Origin of the sequence: Hymenobacter translucens (genome assembly GCF_020685205.1) — a bacterium.
Taxonomy (GTDB): domain Bacteria; phylum Bacteroidota; class Bacteroidia; order Cytophagales; family Hymenobacteraceae; genus Hymenobacter; species Hymenobacter translucens.
In genome coordinates this window covers 39,864-55,638 of the sequence record NZ_JAJERB010000003.1, presented here as the reverse complement: position 1 = coordinate 55,638, position 15,775 = coordinate 39,864, and the positions used below count along the sequence as shown (strand labels likewise).

The 15,775-nt window shown below is 60.7% G+C and carries 18 protein-coding genes; 11 read left to right on the top strand and 7 right to left on the bottom strand.

Annotated features, from left to right (window positions below; genetic code table 11):
- Window positions 1-32: 32 nt before the first annotated feature.
- Both LJY25_RS07400 and LJY25_RS07395 read right to left on the bottom strand, forming a co-directional pair.
- Window positions 33-398, bottom strand: a complete 366-nt coding sequence (locus tag LJY25_RS07400; RefSeq protein ID WP_227607683.1) for a hypothetical protein — start codon at window positions 396-398, stop codon at window positions 33-35.
- Window positions 399-478: 80 nt separating this feature from the next.
- A complete protein-coding gene (locus LJY25_RS07395; protein ID WP_227607682.1) occupies window positions 479-2,341 on the bottom strand; it encodes an LTA synthase family protein in 1,863 nt (620 codons plus the stop codon).
- A 242-nt stretch (window positions 2,342-2,583) separates the two neighbouring features.
- On the opposite strand from LJY25_RS07395, the gene LJY25_RS07390 reads away from it, so the two are divergent.
- Window positions 2,584-4,773 carry a glutamine synthetase III family protein gene (locus tag LJY25_RS07390; RefSeq protein WP_227607681.1) on the top strand — a complete coding sequence of 730 codons (2,190 nt, stop codon included), beginning with the start codon at window positions 2,584-2,586 and terminating at the stop codon, window positions 4,771-4,773.
- Between the two features lie 248 nt (window positions 4,774-5,021).
- Here LJY25_RS07390 and LJY25_RS07385 read toward each other — a convergent pair whose 3' ends face one another.
- Complete coding sequence (locus LJY25_RS07385; protein WP_227607680.1) at window positions 5,022-5,543, bottom strand: hypothetical protein; 522 nt, start codon at window positions 5,541-5,543, stop codon at window positions 5,022-5,024.
- A 137-nt stretch (window positions 5,544-5,680) separates the two neighbouring features.
- Here LJY25_RS07385 and LJY25_RS07380 point away from each other — a divergent pair, with 137 nt between their 5' ends.
- Window positions 5,681-6,676 (top strand): NAD(P)H-quinone oxidoreductase, encoded by a 996-nt coding sequence (locus tag LJY25_RS07380; RefSeq protein WP_227607679.1) that lies wholly within the window; start codon window positions 5,681-5,683, stop codon window positions 6,674-6,676.
- 90 nt (window positions 6,677-6,766) lie between these two features.
- On the opposite strand, the gene LJY25_RS07375 is transcribed toward LJY25_RS07380, so the two are convergent.
- From LJY25_RS07375 to LJY25_RS07365, 3 genes are read right to left on the bottom strand one after another with little or no spacing between them, the layout of a single operon-like run.
- Window positions 6,767-7,384 carry a thioredoxin family protein gene (locus tag LJY25_RS07375; protein ID WP_227607678.1) on the bottom strand — a complete coding sequence of 206 codons (618 nt, stop codon included), beginning with the start codon at window positions 7,382-7,384 and terminating at the stop codon, window positions 6,767-6,769.
- A gap of 34 nt (window positions 7,385-7,418) precedes the next feature.
- Window positions 7,419-7,910 (bottom strand): TlpA disulfide reductase family protein, encoded by a 492-nt coding sequence (locus LJY25_RS07370; protein WP_227607677.1) that lies wholly within the window; start codon window positions 7,908-7,910, stop codon window positions 7,419-7,421.
- 37 nt (window positions 7,911-7,947) lie between these two features.
- Complete coding sequence (locus LJY25_RS07365; protein WP_227607676.1) at window positions 7,948-8,352, bottom strand: VOC family protein; 405 nt, start codon at window positions 8,350-8,352, stop codon at window positions 7,948-7,950.
- A gap of 381 nt (window positions 8,353-8,733) precedes the next feature.
- Between LJY25_RS07365 and ispG the strand changes: the two genes are divergently transcribed.
- The 6 genes from ispG to LJY25_RS07335 all read left to right on the top strand — a co-directional run bounded on the left by ispG (window position 8,734) and on the right by LJY25_RS07335 (window position 13,782).
- Window positions 8,734-10,821 (top strand): (E)-4-hydroxy-3-methylbut-2-enyl-diphosphate synthase, encoded by a 2,088-nt coding sequence (ispG, locus tag LJY25_RS07360; RefSeq protein WP_227607675.1) that lies wholly within the window; start codon window positions 8,734-8,736, stop codon window positions 10,819-10,821.
- 134 nt (window positions 10,822-10,955) lie between these two features.
- The gene (locus tag LJY25_RS07355; RefSeq protein WP_227607674.1) at window positions 10,956-11,243 is read left to right on the top strand and encodes a hypothetical protein; all 288 of its coding nucleotides are present in this window, start codon (window positions 10,956-10,958) and stop codon (window positions 11,241-11,243) included.
- 117 nt (window positions 11,244-11,360) lie between these two features.
- Window positions 11,361-12,023: an NAD-dependent epimerase/dehydratase family protein gene (locus LJY25_RS07350; RefSeq protein ID WP_227607673.1), complete on the top strand. Its 663-nt coding sequence runs from the start codon at window positions 11,361-11,363 to the stop codon at window positions 12,021-12,023.
- A gap of 200 nt (window positions 12,024-12,223) precedes the next feature.
- A complete protein-coding gene (locus tag LJY25_RS07345) occupies window positions 12,224-12,895 on the top strand; it encodes an HAD family hydrolase (protein WP_227607672.1) in 672 nt (223 codons plus the stop codon).
- Between the two features lie 54 nt (window positions 12,896-12,949).
- Window positions 12,950-13,354 (top strand): hypothetical protein, encoded by a 405-nt coding sequence (locus LJY25_RS07340; RefSeq protein WP_227607671.1) that lies wholly within the window; start codon window positions 12,950-12,952, stop codon window positions 13,352-13,354.
- Window positions 13,355-13,461: 107 nt separating this feature from the next.
- The gene (locus LJY25_RS07335; protein ID WP_227607670.1) at window positions 13,462-13,782 is read left to right on the top strand and encodes a DUF6984 family protein; all 321 of its coding nucleotides are present in this window, start codon (window positions 13,462-13,464) and stop codon (window positions 13,780-13,782) included.
- Window positions 13,783-13,788: 6 nt separating this feature from the next.
- Here LJY25_RS07335 and LJY25_RS07330 read toward each other — a convergent pair whose 3' ends face one another.
- On the bottom strand, window positions 13,789-14,247 hold the full coding sequence (locus LJY25_RS07330) for a nuclear transport factor 2 family protein (RefSeq protein WP_227607669.1): 459 nt from the start codon (window positions 14,245-14,247) through the stop codon (window positions 13,789-13,791).
- A 100-nt stretch (window positions 14,248-14,347) separates the two neighbouring features.
- On the opposite strand from LJY25_RS07330, the gene LJY25_RS07325 reads away from it, so the two are divergent.
- The 3 genes from LJY25_RS07325 (at window position 14,348) to LJY25_RS07315 (ending at window position 15,699) form a co-directional block, all read left to right on the top strand.
- On the top strand, window positions 14,348-15,073 hold the full coding sequence (locus tag LJY25_RS07325) for a phytanoyl-CoA dioxygenase family protein (protein WP_227607668.1): 726 nt from the start codon (window positions 14,348-14,350) through the stop codon (window positions 15,071-15,073).
- Window positions 15,074-15,160: 87 nt separating this feature from the next.
- Window positions 15,161-15,340, top strand: a complete 180-nt coding sequence (locus LJY25_RS07320) for a DUF6728 family protein (RefSeq protein ID WP_227607667.1) — start codon at window positions 15,161-15,163, stop codon at window positions 15,338-15,340.
- On the top strand, window positions 15,340-15,699 hold the full coding sequence (locus LJY25_RS07315) for an MmcQ/YjbR family DNA-binding protein (RefSeq protein ID WP_227607666.1): 360 nt from the start codon (window positions 15,340-15,342) through the stop codon (window positions 15,697-15,699). Before LJY25_RS07320 ends, LJY25_RS07315 begins: the two co-directional genes overlap by 1 nt.
- Window positions 15,700-15,775: the final 76 nt, after the last annotated feature.

Genomic DNA, 15,775 nt, shown 5'->3' with positions numbered 1-15,775 from the left:
GATACGGCACGCATAATTGCCGCCCTATCAGCCTACTGCTTTTCTGCCAGTCGCTGCTGCACGAGGCGCATCAGCTGCACCAGGTCGGTGCCATCTATTTCTGCTGTGCTCAGAAACGGTTCCGGAGTACCGGCTTCCCCAAGCCAGAAAGCGGCTGGCAGACTGGCCGACGCCAGCGCGGGGTAGGCGGCCACGAACTCGTCGCGGTGAAGGAAGCGGGCCGCTACTGGCAGAGCCTTTATAAAGGAGTGCCATTCGGGCCGCATGCTCACGCCGCCGTAGGTGACGGCGCAGAGCGAGCAGGGGTAGGTGCGGGGCGAAAGCAGCTTGTGAAAAAGGTCCATCACGCCATTCACCAGCCCGGCGTCGGCGTTGTAAACAAACAGCAGCTGGGGCACGGAGCAGGTGATAAGGGATGGTAGGATAAAAGATGAAGGATTGCGGGGAGGCTCCTGGAAAGAAGCGGCGTCTGGGCGGGTCAGCGGCTCAGGAAGTCGGCGAAGGAAGCCTGCTGGTAGGCTTTGCCGAACCGCACCTGCTCGTCGGTAACCTGGGGAGTGGTGCGCCATATTTCCCGCCGGGCCACGTTGTCGAACATCACCGTGCCGTCGGTCATGGTCAGGCCAAAGCCGTTGTTGTAGCAGTAAAAGGCAAACGGACGCTGCCGGGGGTGAAGCAGGTTGTGGCCCCAGCGGTAATCGGTGGCCGGCAGGCCGAGCTGGGCTAGCAGCGTGGGGGGCACATCGGTCTGGGAGCCGATAGTAGCAATTTCCCGGCCCCGGACCTCGGCCCGTAGGGCGCCCCCAGCCAGCAGCAGGGGCACCCGGAACTTGGTGGGCTGGTAGTTCTGCTCCCAGCCCGGCAGGGCATGGCCATGGTCGGCCACCAGCACGACCAGCGTTGAGTCCCACCACGGCTGGGTACGGGCCTGGCGCAGGAAGCGGCCCAGGGCCCAGTCGGTGTAATGCACCGAGCTGCGGAACCGGTTTTCCTCGTCGGCGCCCGGAAAACGGGCCTTCATCGGCACGTCGTAGGGCTCGTGGCTGCTCAGGGTAAAGGCCGTCACGAAGAACGGCCGGCGCTGCCGGGGCAGGTCCTGCAGCATCCGGTCGAAGAGCACGTGGTCGTGGGCGCCCCACTTGGAGTTCTGCTGGGCGAGCGGAAAGTCGGCCCGCTCGGTAAAAGCGTCGTAGCCGGCCGACAGCAGGTAGCTTTTCATATTGGCAAAGGCCAGCTCCCCGCCGTAGTAGTAGTGGCTATGGTAGCCCGCCGCCTTGAGGTGGCGGCAGAGGTGGGGCAGGTGCTCGGTCTTGCTGGGGTACTTAATGATGCTGGTCGTGGGCTGGGCCGGATAGCCGCTGAGCAGCCCCACCAAGCCTTTCTCGCTCCGGTCGCCCACGGCGTACAGATTAGTGAATAGCACCCCGGTCCGGGCCAGGCTGTCGAGGTTGGGTGTTATGCCCTTTTCACCCCCCGTGCTGCCCACCAGCTTGGCCGTAAAGCTTTCCAGGATAATGAACAGCACGTTAGGCCGCCGGATGCGGAGCAAACCGGTCGAAGCCGAATCGGGCAGGGGTACCTGCGGGGTGTAAAGCTGCCCCACCAGCTGCCCGGCCGTAGCGGCAGGCAGGAAATCGTAGCCGGTGGGCGTGTTGCTTTGCAGAACCAGGGAGTTAACGACGTTCCAGGCTACGTTCACCGAGGCGTGGTTGGCAAATGGCCGGGTCGAGAAGTACACGTCGCTCTGGTTTACCGGAATCTGCTGGGTGCCGCCGCGCAGGGGCACAACCAGCAGGGCCAGCTGCAGGACGTCGGCCAAGCCGGCCCGCAGCCGACTGAAGCCCGGAGGAACTGCCGGCAGCCGGCCCACCAGCGCGGAATACAGCTTCCAGGCCAGCAGCAGCACTCCTATAAATAGAGCGACCAGCAAAAGCAGGGGGGCGCTGCCGGCCGAGGCGGCCATTTCGGCCGGGGTATTGAGGTACTGCAGCGGAGTGGCGTCGAGCCGAAAGCCCCAGGCGCGGTACAGTTCCAGGTCGCCCACCGTAAACATGGCCATCACGACCCCCATGACGGCAGTGTAAAAGCGGATCAGGCGGTCGGCGGGCAGGCGGGGGCCCAGCAGGGAGCCGAGCAGAAGAATCAGCAGGGGCAGGGCGCTCAGGTAGGCTGCGGCCGAGGCATCGAGCCGGAGGCCGTAGCCCAGCGTGCCCAGCACGTCGGCCGCCGGCAGCGCGGCCGTTTTACCGGCGTGGTAGAAAAGAAACAAAACTTTGGCGCCCACAAAAAACAGGAGCCAATACAGGAAGTAGCGAAGCTGAAAAGAAAACCGGTTTCTCACCCGGCAAAGGTAAAAGGAAACCAACCGGCCACCGGAAAGAGCTGGGCGGATTTGAAAGGCAGGAGCCGCAAACGTTTGCGGAAATCAAATTTTTAGAAAAAGTACCCCTTTGTGAAAGGGGGTAGGAGGTGAAAATTGATGTTTTTGAAAAAATATGCCTGAAATTGGAAGGGGTGTTTGGGATTATTGAATGGACTTCTCTAAATTTGACATCATAATCCTATCCACCCGCTTACCTCTACATGGCAATTCTTCGTTTTAAGGCACTCGAACTGGTAGACAAGCGTGTGGCGCTGCCCCCGCAGGTTTATACAGAGCGCCGGTCTGACAGCTTTGGAAAAAACGTATTCAACCTGGACGCCATGCGGGCGACTATGCCGGGTGAGTACTTTAAAAAGCTGCAGTCAGCAGTAAAGCAGGGAACTCCGGTAGAGCGGTCGGTGGCGGATGCCGTGGCTTCGGCCATGAAAACCTGGGCCATGGCCAAGGGCGCCACGCACTACACGCACTGGTTTCAGCCCCTGACCGGCGCCACCGCCGAGAAGCATGACTCGTTCTTTGACCTGAACTCCGATGGCCGGCCGATTGAGAACTTTAAAGGTTCGGCGCTGGTGCAGCAGGAGCCGGATGCCTCGTCGTTCCCGAACGGCGGTATCCGCAATACTTTCGAGGCCCGCGGCTACACCGCCTGGGACCCCACCTCGCCCGCTTTCCTGATTGAAACGGCCGGGTCCAAGACCCTGTGCATTCCAACCATCTTCGTGGCCTACACCGGCGAAGCCCTCGACTACAAGGCACCGCTGCTGAAGTCGCTGGCCGTGCTGGAGCGGGCCGCCCTGGAAGTATGCCAGTACTTTGACAAAGACGTTGCGCGTGTTAATACAACACTCGGTATTGAGCAGGAGTATTTCCTGGTTGACAAGGCCCTTTACGATGCACGCCCAGACCTCGTAATGACCGGCCGCACCCTGTTTGGCCATGCCCCAGCGAAAGGCCAGCAGCTTGAAGACCATTACTTCGGCTCTATCCCCAGCCGGGTACACGCGTTCATGGTGGAGTTTGAAGAGGAATCCAACCGCCTCGGTATTCCCCTTCGGACCCGCCACAATGAAGTAGCGCCGAACCAGTTTGAGTGCGCCCCGACGTTCGAGGACGCCAACCTGGCCGTCGACCACAACCAGCTCCTGATGGACATCATGGAGCGCGCCGCCGAGAAGCACCACTTCAAGGTGCTCTTGCACGAGAAGCCCTATGCCGGCGTCAACGGCTCGGGTAAGCACAACAACTGGGCCCTGAGCACCGACACCGGCGTGAACCTGCTGGCTCCGGGCCGCCGGCCCAAGGAAAACCTGCAGTTCCTGGCGTTCTTTATCACGACCATCAAGGCCGTGCACCGCTACGCCGACCTGCTGCGCGCCAGCATCGCCTCGGCCTCGAACGACCACCGCCTCGGCGCCAACGAAGCGCCCCCGGCCATCATGTCGGTATTCGTGGGCTCCCAGCTCAACAGCGTGCTCGACGAACTCGAGCGCACCGCCAAGCTGCCCCTCGACAAAGGCGACAACATCTACCTGAAGCTGGGCATCGACAAGATTCCCGCCATCCTGCTCGACAACACTGACCGGAACCGTACCTCGCCGTTTGCTTTCACCGGCAACAAATTCGAGTTCCGCGCCGTGGGCTCCTCGGCCAACTCCTCCTCGTCGATGACGGTGCTGAACACCATCGTGGCCGAGCAGCTGATCGACTTCAAAGACTCGGTCGACGAGCTCATCGAGCAGGGCAAGAAAAAGGAAGTAGCCATCGTTGAAGTGCTGCGCGAGTACGTGATTTCGTCGAAAGCCATCCGCTTCGAAGGCAACGGCTACTCGCAGGAGTGGGAAGACGAGGCTGCCCAGCGCGGACTGGCAAACGTGCGCACCACGCCCCAGGCTTTGGACGCGCTGATCCGCGAGGACGCCGCTGACCTGTTTGCCCGTCACCGCATCTTCTCCCACGTCGAGCTGCACGCCCGTCACGAGATTCTGCTGGAAGACTACATCAAGAAGATTCAGATTGAAAGCCGCACCATGGGCGACCTGGCCATCAACCACGTCATTCCGACGGCGGTGGCCTACCAGACCAAGCTGATCGACAACGTCCGCGGCCTGCGTGAGCTGGGCCTCGACGACGAGAACTCGCAGGTGACGGTGGATACCATTAAAGCCATTTCGCGGCACATCACCACCATCAAGAAAACGGTGGACGAGATGGTGCAGCGCCGCAAGGTGGCCAACAAGATTGAAGATACCCGGGAGCGCGCCATTGCCTACTGCGACCAGGTAAAAGTATGTTTCGACGCCATCCGCCGCTCCGCTGACAAGCTGGAGCTGATGGTGGCCGATGAGGACTGGCCGTTGGTCAAGTACCGTGAACTGATGTTCCGGCACTAATCAGCGGACGGAGCCGGACCGAAGTTGGGTGGGAAATTTCTTCGGTCCAGGGCTTAGTAAGAAAAAGGCGTTCCGGGTGGGGCGCCTTTTTTTGTGCCTTTTCGGGTCGTGCTGGTAGGCACTAAAGTCAATGTCATCCTGAGCGGCGCATAGCAGAGCGAAGGACCTTATCTTGACAGGACGATTGACATTACAACGACTAGATCAGACGTGATAAGGTCCTTTGCAAGCTCAGGATGACATTGGTTTTAGGGCTGCGGCTTTTTAGTTGTGCCGGATGGTAGCTGCGCCTGGGGCTCTTCCTCGTCGGGCAGCACTTCGGCGCCGGAGCCCGCATCCGGAGAAATAACCTTCCAGGTCGCCCGCTTCAGCTCATCGAGGCGCTGCAGGGCTTCGGCGACGGTGGAGTTGGCCTTCACCTTGTCAAAGAAGCCGGATTGCACGCCCACCCGTATGAGGCGCTCAAGCACGAAGGGCAAAATCCAGCCCACCACATTCGATGCCAGGGCGCCGCGCAGACCAATGCGCACCAGCAGCATAGCCGTCATCCGCTTCAGCAGCAGGGAGCGGGCAGCGGGCAAAGCCTTGCCGGCCAGGAAGTCGGCTACCAGCTGCACGTTGCCTTTCTTGATTTCCGCCCGCAGCACTTCCTGCACGGTATCGAGGGCGTTGCGGGCAATTTTGCGAAACAGGATGCCGGTCTGCCAGGCGTAGAGCCCGGTGGCTTTGGCGGCATTCAGCAGGGGCGGCAGGAACGGAGGCTTCATCATGGTCGGAAAGCGGAGCAGGGAGCGTTGGGCAGTAATACCCGGCGCGCGGCCCGGGAGTTGCCCCGGGCCGGGTCAATCCGGCAGCATTGTCCGGCAAACAACGTATATCGGCCGTAAACCGCCATTCCCCGCGCCCCATGAATGCCATTGTCATTACCGAGCCCGGCAGCGCCGCCGTATTGCAGCTTCAGCAGCGGCATGCACCCGAACCAGCCCCGCACGAAGTGTTGATTCGGGTGCATGCCGCCGGTATCAACCGCCCCGACGTGCTGCTGCGCCAGGGCCGGTACGGCGGCGCGGGCGACGTCGCCGGGCTGATACCCGGTCTGGAGTTGGCCGGCATCATTGAGCGCTGCGGCGCCCAGGTCTACCGCTGGCAGCCCGGCGACGCCGTGTGCGCGTTGCTGGCCGCCGGGGCCTACGCCGAGTATGCCGTGGTGGATGCCCGCCACTGCCTGCCTGTACCCGCGGGCTGGAGCATGACCGAAGCCGCCTCGCTGCCGGAAACGGTGTTTACAGTGTGGCACAACGTGTTTCAGCGCGGACAGCTGCAGCCGGGCGAAACGCTGCTGGTGCACGGCGGCAGCAGCGGTATCGGTATCACCGCCATTCAGCTGGCTGCCGCGCTGGGCTCCCCGGTCTACGCCACCGCCGGCACCGACGAAAAGTGCCGCGCCTGCGAGAGGCTGGGAGCCGCACGCTGCGTCAACTACCAAACCGAGGACTTCGAAGCCGTGCTTCGGGAGGCCGGCGCCGACGTAATTCTGGACATGGTTGGCGGCGACTACATCCCAAAAAACCTGAAGCTGCTGCGCGACGACGGGCGGCTGGTGTTCATCAACGCCATGCGCGGGTTTAACGCCGGGTTCAACGCGCTGGACATCATGCGGCGGCGCCTTACCATCACCGGCAGCACGTTGCGCCCGCGCAGCGCAGAGTTCAAGGCGGCGCTTGCGGCCGCGGTTGAACAGCACGTCTGGCCCCTGCTGGCGGCGGGCCGGTTCCGCCCGGTTATCTACGCCACCTTCCCTCTAAGCGAAGCCGCCGCCGCGCACGAGCTGATGGAAAGCAGCGCGCACACCGGTAAGATCGTGCTGGAAGTCGGGAGCAGGGCGCTGGGTCAAGCAAAGTAAAAAGCCCTTTGCCATCAGCATGACAAAGGGCTTTCAGAAGTAGGTGCACTTCGTACGAAAAGCCGGCTTTTAAGGCCAGCCCTGCTTAGGCTAGGCTTTCTTCCACTTGATGGTGCAGCCAATGGCTTTGGTGGAGCTGGTAGCGGCGGGCTTACCGGCCAGGATGTCGGTCATGGCCTGCTCCACGTACCTGGTCTTGACCTGCTTGGCATCTTCCGAGTTGTCGTCGATAGCGCCGATGTAGCTCACCACGAAGTCGGAGCCCCGGCGGGTAACCACGTAGAGGTGGGGCGTACGGGTGGCGCCGTAGGTGCGGGCTACCTGCTGGGTTTCGTCCTGCAGGTAAGGGAACGGGTACTTCTTGCTGGCGGCGCGGGCCTTCATGTCGGCAAAGGAGTCGCCGGGCGCCACGGCCGGGTCGTTGGGGTTGATGGCTACCACGGGGTAGCCCTGGGGCGCGTACTTCTGGTGCAGCTCAATAATCCGGCTTTCGTAGGCCTTGGCGTAGGGGCAGGTGTTGCAGGTAAACACCACGATGTAGCCCTTGGCCGCCTTGTTGTCGGCCAGCGACACCGTTTTGCCATCCACGTTTTTCAGCTTGAAGTCTGTGACTTTATCGCCTACCTGGTAGCCGGCGGGGCCATCGACGAAATTGCTGAGCAGCACCAGGGCAAGCAGAGCAGGGAAGAAGGAAAGCAGCTTTTTCATGACGGGAGGGTTCTGGTGAAGGAAGGTGAGGTGATTATAGCAAAAACTTCTTGATTTCGGCAGTCAGTTCAGCCGGCGTAAACTCCCGCTCGAAGGTGGCCCGCTTGCTTTTTTTGCCGTTCCAGATCATCGTGAACGGCAGCGCCCCGGACCATTTCGGGTCCACCTTTTCCAGGTAGGTGTTGGGGTCGGTTTCGTTGAGCAGCACCACCTCTGACTTTAGTTCGCGCCTGAGCACGAAGGGCTTGACTTTTTTGTCGAGCTGGGAGGCGTAGTCCATGCTTACCAGCAGCACCTTCACCTTTTTCCCGGCGTAGGTGGTGCTGAGCTGGTCAAAGGCGGGCAGCTCCTTGACGCAGGGCGCGCACCAGGTAGCCCAGAAGTTGACGACGTAGGTGGTGTCGTTTTGCCGGCTCAGGCGCTTCTGCAGCTCCGGAAACTTGATAACCGAAACCTGCTGGGCCCGGGCCGCGCCCGACCAGAGCAGGAGGGCCGCCGCGAAGGCAATGAGTTTTGATAGACGCATTGGGAAGATTGACAAAGCTTTGTTGGTGGGCGGTTGGTTAGCCGGCCTGGTTGGGCTGGACTGCCTCCTCTTTGGGCTCCCAGAGTTCGATGATGTTGCCTTCGGGGTCGAGCACGTGCACAAACTTGCCATAGTCGTATTCGGCAATTTCGTCCACGATGGTCACGTTGCTTTTCCTGAGCTCGTCAACCAGCAAAACCAGGTTTTCAACCCGGTAGTTAACCATGAAGGACTTGGCGGATGGCTGAAAATAGTCGGTGCTCTGCGGAAACGTGTTCCAGACGGTAGCTCCTTTCTTCGCTGGATTATCCGCCTGCCGCCATTCAAACACGGTTCCGTACTCACTGGTAGCCAGCCCCAGGTTCCTGGCGTACCACTCGTTCATGCCCTGCGGATCGTCGCATTTGAAAAATATGCCGCCGAGGCCGGTTACCTTTTTCATCTGTAAGCGTGCTAAGAGATACAAGAAGTGAAAACCCAAAGGCACACGCTTGAAGGTAGCCTCTCTCGCCGAATCAGCAATTAAGGCTAAACCAGCCGGAGCGGCGTCTGACCTTCCGGTCTTCGAGGCCAGCTTCTAAACCTGACCCTTAAGCTATAGACCGCGCCGGCGGGCTGAGGTTGCCCCAGCGGACTGCGGCTCTTGGTTTATAGCAGTGCATCGGCTGCTCAGAGCCGGCCCGGCCGAAGTACCCCGTCCGCTGGCGCGACCTCGACTGGCCTCGCACAACGGTAACCGTACGCGGGCAATCCTTCCGTACCTTTGCCTTTCGCAACTTTACGTGCCTCTGCGTAGTTTTCGCTACGCCTATTCGCCCGCCGCATGACCTCTGCTTCCGTCTCCAAAATCTATTGTCCCAGTCTCACCGAGTATAAGCGTCGCCTTTCGCGGGAAGTGAAAATCGGTGACCTTCCTATGGGCGGCCTGAACCCCATCCGGGTGCAGAGCATGACTACCGTCGACACGATGGACACGATGGGCTCGGTGGAGCAGACCCTGCGCATGGTGGAGGCTGGCTGCGAGTACGTGCGCATCACGGCGCCCAGCGTGAAGGAGGCCCAGAACCTGCTTGAAATCAAGAAGGAGCTGCGCAAGCGGGGCTGCACCGTGCCCCTGATTGCCGACATCCACTTCACGCCCAACGCCGCCGAGCTGGCCGCCCGCATCGTGGAAAAGGTGCGCGTGAACCCGGGCAACTACGCCGACAAAAAGAAGTTCGACGTCATTGAGTACACCGACGCGAGCTACGCGGCCGAGGTCGACCGGATCCGGGAGCGGTTCCGGCCCCTGGTGCAGATCTGCAAGCAGTACGGCACGGCCATGCGCATCGGCACCAACCACGGCTCGTTGTCGGACCGGATTCTGAGCCGCTACGGCGACACGCCCCTGGGCATGGTGGAGTCGGCGCTCGAGTTTCTGCGCTTGTGCGAGGAGGAAAACTACTACGACGTGGTGCTCAGCATGAAGGCCTCCAACACCCAGGTGATGGTGCAGGCCTACCGGCTGCTGGTGCAAAAGCTCGACGCCGAAGGTTTGCAGCCCTATCCGCTGCACCTGGGCGTGACCGAAGCCGGCGAAGCGGAAGATGGCCGCATCAAGTCGGCCGTGGGCATCGGCACGCTGCTCGAAGACGGCATCGGCGACACCGTGCGCGTGAGCCTCACCGAAGCCCCCGAAGCCGAAGCCCCCGTGGCCCGCGCCCTGATTGACCGCTACACCCACCGCGCCGCCGAAGCCAAGCCGATTCGCCCTTTGGGCGAGGAATTAGTAATTAGTAATGAAGAATTAATAATGAACAGGAACGAGTCGTCAGACCGTAATTCTTCATTACTAATTACTAATTATTCATTGCCAATCGACCCGTTTCAGTATCACCGCCGCCCGACGCGGGAGGTGGGGAACCTGGGCGGGCAGAACGTGCCCCGGGTGATGGTGGATATTTCCGCCCTGGACACGGTGGAGTATGCCGACCTGCGCGCCGTGGGCCACCTGTACTCGGCCTTCCTGGACAAGTTTCAGATGAACGACCTCGGCGCCGACTACGTGTACTCGGGCCAGCGCCCGGTGCCGTTTATGCTGCCCAACGGTCTCAAGGAAGTGGTGGACTACAGCGCCTGGCTGGACGCCGGCAGCCGCCCCGACCATTTCCCGGTGCTCACCCAGGCCGAGTACGCCCTGAATGCCCCCCGGCACCCGGAGCTGAACTTCGTGTTTCACAACCTCGACTCGCTCACGCCCGCCGCCCTCGACCAGCTGCGCAATGACCACACGGCCGTCGTCATTCTTTATACCGACAATGCCCACGCCATGCCCGAAATCCGCCGGGCGTTCTTTGAGCTGATGAACAACGGCGTGACCAATCCGGTCATCATCAACCGCCAGTTTCCGGCCCTGACGCCCGAGCAAACCCAGCTTTACGCCGCCACCGACGTAGGCGGCCTGCTGCTCGACGGCCTCGGCGACGGGGTGGTGCTGAGCACCGAGCTGCTGCCCGCCCGCCCCAAGGCCGAGTGGCTGCAGACGCTCGACCAACTCAACCAGCTCTCCTTCGGCATTCTGCAGGCGGCCCGTACCCGGATGAGCAAGACCGAGTACATCAGCTGCCCCAGCTGCGGCCGGACGCTGTTCGATCTGCAGGAAACCACCGCCATGATCCGCAAGCGCACCGACCATCTGAAAGGCGTCAAAATTGGCATCATGGGCTGCATCGTGAACGGTCCCGGCGAAATGGCCGATGCCGACTACGGCTACGTGGGCGTGGGCAAAGGCAAGATTGCCCTCTACCGCGGTCAGGACGTCATCAAGAAGTCGGTGCCCGAAGCCCAGGCGGTGGATGAGCTCATCGAGCTGATGCGCGAGGATGGCAAGTGGATTGAGCCGATGGTGCTCGAAGAGCCGGTAGGGGCGTAAGAGTGATTTCTGAAGCAGGCAATAAGTGGGGTTGGACGGCAGTTCAACCCCATTCTTTTTTACTAGTTTGACTGACATTATCACGTGTACCGGTTCCGCGCGCCCCGGCTCTAAGATCAGATAATTCATAACTTATGTTTCAGCGTCACCTGTTCGCCACGGTTTGCATTGGTTTATACCTCATGCTTTGGGGATATCTGATTTATTGGTTCTCCTCCGGCGCCAGCTCTTATCCAAATTCATGTGGTGCAGCCAATGGTGGGCTAATCATGCTCATCTTCCTGTGTTCTATACTTTACCTCATTGTGTTGACCCTTAAGGTTCTTTTATCTAAAGGGCAGAACAAAGAAGATTATGTTAAGCTCTTCTGCGTCAATTTCTCGCCTGTAGCAGTAGTCGGGCTCTACCTGATTTTTTCCTGACGAGTGCAGCTAAGCCTGCTTACCGGTTAGGAAAGCCAGGTTCCATGTTCATAAGTCACTACTGACTTCGCTCAGACGGATGTAAAACATCCACCCCGCTCACCCGTCTACCGGGTCATGAAGATCAAAGCAATTCTGACCGGGGCGACCGGCATGGTGGGCGAGGGGGTGCTGCATGAAGCCCTGAACCACCCCGACGTCGAGCAGGTACTCAGCATCAGCCGCAAGCCCAGCGGCGTAACGCACCCGAAGCTGCGCGAAATAGTCCACGCCGACTTCCACGACCTGTCGCCGATTCAGGATCAGCTCAGCGGCTATAACGCCTGCTTTTTTTGCTTGGGCGTGTCGTCGGTCGGGATGAAGGAGCCGGAGTACCGTCGCCTGACGTACGACCTGACCCTGCACTTCGCCCAGACCCTGCTGCCCCGCAACCCCGGCCTGACGCTCGGCTACGTCTCCGGCGCGGGCACCGACTCCTCGGCACAGGGCCGGCAGATGTGGGCGCGGGTGAAGGGCCAGACTGAAAACGACCTGCTCGGTCTGGGCTTTGCGCACGCCTATATGTTCCGCCCCGGCTTTATGAAACCCACCCCGGGCCTGAAGCGCGTGCTGCCGTTCTACAAATATATTAACTGGGCGTACCCGATTATGCGCCGCTTCCTGCCCCAATACGTATCCACGCTGCGGGAAATGGGCCTGGCCATGATCAACGCGGCCCGGCTGGGCTACCCAAAGCCGGTGCTGGAAGTGCCCGACATCGTGGCTTTAGCGAAGAAGTAAAGAGCCCTTTGCAAAAGGCGGTCTTCCGAGCGAAGTCGAGAAACCGAAGGAAAGCGGAGCTAATCCCGCGTGCTGATGTTGGAATTAATAAATCTAACGACAGCACGCGACATGCTTCGTTTCTGGCTTGATGCGCCCCATGCTCCCCATCACCGCCTTACGTCTGCCAGTTGCTACCTTCGCCGGACTTTCCGCTATACATGATTCGCACCGTAATCTTTGACATGGACGGCGTGCTGGTCGATACCGAGCCGCTGCACCACGACGCTTTTTTCCGCCACTTTGCCGAGCTGGGCATCTCGGTTTCAAACGAGGAATACGCCGCTTTCCTGGGTTCTTCCACCCGCAACGTGTACCAGCAGCTCAAGCAGCGCTTCGGGCTGGAGCCTGACGTCGAAGCCCTGATTGACCGCAAGCGGGAGCTGTTCGGGACCTCGTTCGATGCGGATACCGGACTGGAGCTGCTGCCCGGAGCCCGGAAGCTGATCGAAGACCTGTACGAGGCTGGGGTGCCCCTGCAGCTGGCCTCGTCGGCGGCCAAGGTTACCATCAACCGGGTGTTCACCCGCTTCGGCCTCTACCCGTACTTCGACAACCGGGTGAGCGGGGAGGACTTTCCGCAGTCGAAACCCAACCCGGCCATCTTCCTCGAAGCGGCCCGGCTGGCCGGTATTCCCCCGCAGGAGTGTCTGGTGATTGAGGATTCCGCCAACGGCGTCACGGCGGCCAAAGCCGCCGGCATGTACTGCGTCGGCTACCGGAGCGCGCATTCCGGCGGGCAGGATCTGCAGCACGCCGACCACGTGGTTTCGCACCTGGGTCAGCTCAATGCGGCCTTGATCCAGGGGTTCCCGGAGTCTTTATCCCGCTGAACGCCCGCTAAGCCGAATTGGATAGTGTCAGCCCGGGCCTACATAACAAAGGGAGTGCGACTGGCCGCTGCGCTGCTTGCGTTCGGCTGTACAGCAGCTTTCCAGGCCGGCGAAACCGACGGCCGTGCGTGGCGCCGCGACTGTTGTAAAAGCCGGTACGCCGCTCAAACCCTGGGCAGCCGCAGCACCGCACTGCTTGGAAAGGAGTACCGTCGACTGAAAGCAAAGAAGTGCCCGGACTGTAAGCTAAATGGCAGTGACTTACAGAAAATCATGCGGGAGCTGGGCATACGGCTGAATGGACAGCGCAGAGCCGAGGTAGAGAAGGTGATGGGGCCGCCGGACCGGGTCAGAAACGCGGGCCTGATTTACTTCTGGCGCTATGAGCACGACTACCTGCGCTTTACGCCGGAGGCCGACAGCCTTGTCCGCAGCTCCTGGTATCGTGCTCTGGAGTAACGAAAGCGGCCGGGGACGTTTGACGCGGCAAAAACCGATTAGGCAGCGTCAGGGGCTTCCTTTTTTCCGCCCACCGCGTATCTGGAAGAAAAACCGGAGCGTTGCCGATGACGAACCGCCTGCTGAAACTGCCGGAGCTTGGCCTGCTCATCTACCTGCTGCGCGGCACGCCCGATGCCGACCGGCTGCTGGCACGGCTATATACCACCGAGGTTGCCGACCTAAGCGAGGAGGGAAGCGGCAGTCTGCGGTTTATCGGCCCCCGGGCTAACCGGCGGTTGGGCGAGAAGGTAGCGGGTACCCGCTACCTCGACGATGACGGTGTACCGGTATTGGTGGCCTTGTACCTGGATCAGGAAGGCGAGCTGTACGAGCTGGACTGCTGGAAGGTCGACGAGACGCCGCTACGCCGGATACCGGCATTCTGACCCGGGCTACTGGCAGTTTTCCTTGCGCCGGGTGTCGATGATGTGGACGATTTTCCAGCTTCCGGCCAGCTTAACCAGCTGAAACGAGTTGTAGCCGCAGTGGCTGAATTTCGAGCCCACGTAGAACTGGTAGGGTGTCCAGACACTGGCCAGGTTGGCATCGATAAGCACCCGCTCAAAGCTGATTCGCTCATCGTAGACCTCCTTGTGCGGGGTGCCCACGGCTTTCAGAAACCCGTTGACATTTTCCACTTCCACCCGCGGGCTGCTGCTTTTGCTGCTGATGCTGTGCAGGATTACGCCCGGGGCCAGGGTGCTGCGAATCAGGGTGGAATCGGCCCGGCGCATGCCGTCGAAAAACGTGGTGATGGTCTTTTTGACGGCCTCGGTTTCGGCGGCGCTGGTCTGGGCAAAGGCAGCCGGGGTGCCGCAGGTGAGCAGCAGGGAGAGGAATGCTTTTTTCATGCGTAGAAAGATCGAGCTGCTAACGACACCCGCCATGTGCCCGGGTTGCAAACCTAACCAAGTTGTAGCTTCGGGCCCGGATTTCATGCTTGCTACTCTCATGCCCACAACTTATTCCAACACCATTGAGGCGCTACAGACGGAAGGCTTTGCGCTGCTGCCGGACCTGTTGCGGCCCGAGGAAACGGCGGCGCTGCTGGACGGCATTGAGGCGGCTCCGGCTACTGGTCCCAGCTTCCGGCGCAGCCAGGATTTGTTTGCCATCCGGCAGGTGGTTAGTGAAATCCCTGCTTTAGGATCCGTTCTGGCGAAGTCAGCTTTGCCCCGGCTGCTGAGCGCGCTGTTTCCCGCCGGCAGTCGGCTGGTAAAGTCCATCTACTTCGACAAGCCCCCGCACTCCAACTGGCTGGTAGCTTGGCACCAGGATTTGATGATCAACGTGGATAGAAAGGCGAACCTGCCCGGGTTCGGACCCTGGACCAGCAAGCCCGAAGGAGTAGCGGTGCTGCCGCCCCCGGCCGTGCTCGACGACATCGTCACCATCCGCCTCCACCTCGACGACTGTGATGCCGACAACGGGGCCCTGAAAGTGGTGCCCGGCTCGCACCGGGCCGGGGTGCTGCTTGCGGCAGAGCTGCCGGCCTACACGAAAGAGTCGGTGACCTGCGCCGTGCCGGCCGGAGGCGCCATGCTCATGAAGCCCCTGCTGCTGCACGCTTCGAGCCGCAGCACGAGCGGCCGGAGCCGCCGGGTGCTGCACCTGGAGTTCTCTTCGGTGGAGCTGCCCGGCGGGGTGCAGTGGCGGGAGCAGCAGGAGCTGATCTGAGACCGGAATTCCCCGAATCTATTTACCTTACGGGCAAATCTTTCCGCCCCGTTGGGTGTTGTATTTCTGTACCAAAAGCCCACTGATATGGACGGCCGCAACCTGTTTAACTTCGGCGAAGTATTCGGTTACTTTTTCCGCAAGCACGATCCCAACCGCAAAACCAACTTCAACCTGCGGACGATGCACTTCATCAATAAGCTCAGCATGGCCATGTTCCTGGTCGGCCTGTGCGTAGTGCTCTACCGCCTGTTTACCCGCGTATAATGAACATCGAGGAGTACCGCGACTACTGCCTGCTCAAGCCCGGCGTGACGGAGGAAACTCCGTTCGGCCCGGATACGCTGGTGTTCAAAGTCGGCGGTAAGATGTTTGCTCTCACCGATATCAACGACTTCAGCAGCATCAACCTGAAGTGCGACCCGGAAAAGGCCGTGCAGCTGCGTGAGGAGTTCGACTATGTGCTGCCCGGCTACCACATGAACAAGCAGCACTGGAACACGGTGCAGATCGGCACCGGCGCCACCGACCGGCAGCTTAAGGAGTGGATCGACCATTCCTACGAGCTGATTTTGAACTCCCTGCCGAAAGCCCAGCGCTTGGCCGTAGCCAGCGCGCAGGAGTAGAGCGCAATTAGCTAGCCGACGCGATTAAAAAACCGGGCGTGCGACATCATAAAATGCCTTTGCCGGCGTTTTAGCT